General features: G+C 53.2%; 3 protein-coding genes and 1 pseudogene. 1 reads left to right on the top strand and 3 read right to left on the bottom strand.

Annotated elements, in window-relative coordinates; all coding sequences use genetic code 11:
- Window positions 1-56 precede the first annotated feature (56 nt).
- The gene (locus tag HNR76_RS15185) at window positions 57-665 is read right to left on the bottom strand and encodes a DUF6990 domain-containing protein (RefSeq protein WP_211373210.1); all 609 of its coding nucleotides are present in this window, start codon (window positions 663-665) and stop codon (window positions 57-59) included.
- 84 nt (window positions 666-749) lie between these two features.
- On the opposite strand from HNR76_RS15185, the pseudogene HNR76_RS15180 reads away from it, so the two are divergent.
- Window positions 750-869 (top strand): annotated as a pseudogene (locus HNR76_RS15180) (IS5/IS1182 family transposase); the annotation flags it as partial.
- A 225-nt stretch (window positions 870-1094) separates the two neighbouring features.
- Here the strand turns inward: HNR76_RS15180 and HNR76_RS15175 are convergent.
- The gene (locus HNR76_RS15175) at window positions 1095-1610 is read right to left on the bottom strand and encodes a T6SS immunity protein Tdi1 domain-containing protein (protein ID WP_162312323.1); all 516 of its coding nucleotides are present in this window, start codon (window positions 1608-1610) and stop codon (window positions 1095-1097) included.
- 5 nt (window positions 1611-1615) lie between these two features.
- Window positions 1616-3454 (bottom strand): gluconate 2-dehydrogenase subunit 3 family protein (locus HNR76_RS15170; RefSeq protein WP_183982370.1); only part of this gene is annotated, 1839 nt, incomplete at its 5' end.

Genomic DNA, 3454 nt, shown 5'->3' with positions numbered 1-3454 from the left:
AAGGCGAAGCAGTCCAACACCCCAAACGACTCCAAATCCAGATGAAAAATCTCGGCTCATGGCTTGGAAATCACTCGCGGACAGTGTGGACGGGAAACCTCTGCATTTTCCTGAGCGATCGAAATTGCACGCTCGATCATTTTCGCCGTGATATATGGCACGAACCCCATTCTATCGCCCTGGTCAAAGCTTTCCTTGTAGCCGTGCAGCCGTCCCACATCTCCCGATAACGCCAGCGCGGCCAAATGTCGCAGCGGCCTTGCACCCTTGGCATCGGTTGGCAAGCTTCGATACGCCGCCAGCCCAGCCTCGACATCCTGCATAGAAGCCCAGGACAGTGCCCGTTCAGCGAGTCGGACGACATCTTCTCTGGCAACGCTTGGAATCTTCTCATCTCTTAAGTTACTCACGATGATCGGCTCATGATCTATCGGCTCACCAAAAATTTGCGCAGCTGCTGCACTGAACTCCTTGGTGGAAATAGAAGGCATCAACGAAACCCTGAAATGATCGGATAACTTACGGATAGTCGGAATAATTTGTAACTGCTTGCCGCCCTGCTCTAACTGACAATAGACATCACCCGCCTCATCTTTACCGCATTTCCAGCCAAGCTCTTGCAGGATAGACAGCACCACCTTGTCTTTCATCACTTCATCTTTCATCATTGTGCACCCGGGAAATTTATGATCGGGGCGGATTCAACTCTCGATCGCAACACCAACGGTTGTGAAGCGGCCCAGGCGAAACGCTTCAGGCGCCTGGCCCGCGACTACGAACGCCTGCCCGAGACACTGGCCGGACTGCATTTCGTCGTCTTCACCATCCTCATGCTCGGCAATGCAGCTTCCATTTTTCAAAGTTCATAACACGCTCTAGTCTGACGCAGGGGGGACCTCAAGGGCGCCGAAGGCGACGCGCTGCACGTGATCGCCTGCGCGGCCGGCTACAACATCCGCTGGCTGCTGCGATGGATCGTGTTTTTGCGCGCCTGGATACGGGAGAGCCTGCTGCCGCCCGTCGTTCGCCAGCCAGTCCCGCGCATTGCAATCGCTTGCTAAAACATATTCTTCAGGGACGACTCATAACACGCTCTAAAAATCAGTATCGATAAATACAGTCCCAACTGGATAGTCCTTAATTTGACGCGCAATCTTTCCAAGCTGCAGCATATGAATTGATTTATCACATATATATAGATTATCTACCGACATTTTTCCACCAAGGGCCGTTTCAACCTTTAATGAAAAATTCTGATCGTGATTTGGCTTGCCAATTTTAGCTACAGCCTCAATATAAAGTGAGTAATTAATCGTAGAATTGGGATCCTCACATACAAGCATAAAGAACTCATCCCTCGTTATTCCAATATCCTCCAAACACCCAGTCTCCGTCCAGAATATTGATACCACCCCCCCCTCATTTACCCCATAAAGAACTCCAAATGCATCTGCAGCAAAGAAATCTAGCCCCGGGAGGCAGCCCTCATTACCAGCGGCCCATTTAGAAATCCAATCAATATCACCCTTATCCAGTAATCTTAGCGCACCACAATATGCCGTTTTCCCATCGTAACCTGGCAAAGTCTCAATTTTAACTTTCTCTTTCATTACATCTAATCTCCATCCCCCTCAATTATTACATCAGTATATCTAGTGCCTATCGGGTCATCCTTTACATTATTTTTCAATTTACTACCAGAACTTCGATTTCGCCTACTCTCCAACCACTGACCGTTGGTCGCCGCACAATCCTTACCGCCAACGCACAATTCGACTTTGTGATCAGCATCGTACCCCTTGCCCGGCGCCGGCCCCTGCTCCCTTTCTAACTTCCTTCGAAATCCACTGCCTCGAACAGTTGAGGGATCGGTTCTAACCAATGTCCCTTCTTCAGCAGCCTTCTTATAGTTATCAAGAAATTCTGCCTTTTCTTTTGGAATAACAAGTGTCTGCCCCTTCGGCGCCGCATCCGCTGCATCCACCTTCTTCTTAAACCCACCCCCAGCTGTAACGACACCCTTAGCGCCGGCTTTCGCGCCTTGAATGCCAAGGGCCGACAGGATCGCATCCACCATCATTGTGGATACCGCCATGCTGGCCGGCTGTACATTCTGTCGATCCGAATCCGTCTCGGCCCCAAAGCCATATGGGGAAACAATGTTATTGGACAGCGGTTTGGTCAGGTATTCATCCTTTGCACTTTGCAAGCTCTGACCGATCGATGAACTCTCGAACACATAGCTGGCCCCTGTCTTAACGGGACCACCTAAAGCAGCTATTAGAAGCAAAGCCGCCGTCTGGGCATTCTCTTCGCCCAGCCAGTTCGTCACCTGCTCGACCTTCTCGCCACCTGTAATCACCAATCCTGAAAGCACCGTACCGAACTGCTGGCGAAGCCCAACTTGCTCATCGCTCGGTGCCTCGCCCTGAGGGACGGGCTTCATCTCCTGCCTACTGCCGTCTGAAGTCAGATCCTCAATCCACGATACGCTCACCGTACCCGTTCCCAAGCGAGCGATAACAGCTTCTTGTTCAGCCTGGCTCAGCTCATTGAATCCCTTGCCATACATGGCATAGGCGGTGGTTTCAGGCTTGGCTAGACTAGTCATCACCTGAGCTGCATCAGGCGACTGCAGCAATAGGTTCAATTGCGATGGGTCACAGCCAAGCTTGACGCAGTTGTCCAGCAGCGCATTGACTCCGGCTACAGTGGCATCGTCGGTGATGCCCATGCCTGCCAATGCTTGCGCTGCGACTTCCTGACGATGCGCTCGACCATCACGGTAATCGTAATACCCAAACTGCTGTGCAACCGAGCCTACCGCAGCGCCGGTGGAGGTATCTCCACCCAAAGCACCACCGGCCGCACCGAACACCACGCCCATTAGGTTCATGAGAGTGTCATGAGTGCCACTATCCGGGTCCGAGCCTTTCTGCTGCAGGTAGGTGCTGAACCTACTCAACAACTGCTCATTCATCATCACGCCGCTAACAGCACCTAGCACATCTCCACCACCAGCCGCTGCCGTCAACACTCCCGCCAGTGCCTGTGTAGTCTGCTTATATGCGCCTCCATCGTTCCATTGTGACAACCGCTGATTGGCATCAGCCAACTGCAGCTTGGCGGCCTCAGTAGCTTCCACATCACCTTCTGCTGCCAACAGCGCCGTTTGCGCTGTCTTGGCATCGGCTTCGGCCTGATCACGCTGATAGCTGATGAGATCCCTGGCCGCCGTAAAAGCCACCTCTCCGGCCACCTGCCCCATCTCCATCCGCTCGGCCACCTTCTGAGCGTCGAAGATCTCCTTCAGCCCCTCTTGCTGCAGCTCGGTGACCCCACGGGCGATGTCCGTACCACTGCCGTCGTGCACGATCAGCGTGCCGTCGGCAATCCCCGACTGCGTGGTGCTGCTGGCCTTCTCGTGCTGCGATACGCCCACCGACGGACTACC

The organism is Pseudoxanthomonas broegbernensis, from assembly GCF_014202435.1.
GTDB lineage: Bacteria > Pseudomonadota > Gammaproteobacteria > Xanthomonadales > Xanthomonadaceae > Pseudoxanthomonas > Pseudoxanthomonas broegbernensis.
The sequence above is the reverse complement of the archived record's forward strand: the minus strand, read 5'-3'. Positions and strand labels throughout refer to the sequence as shown.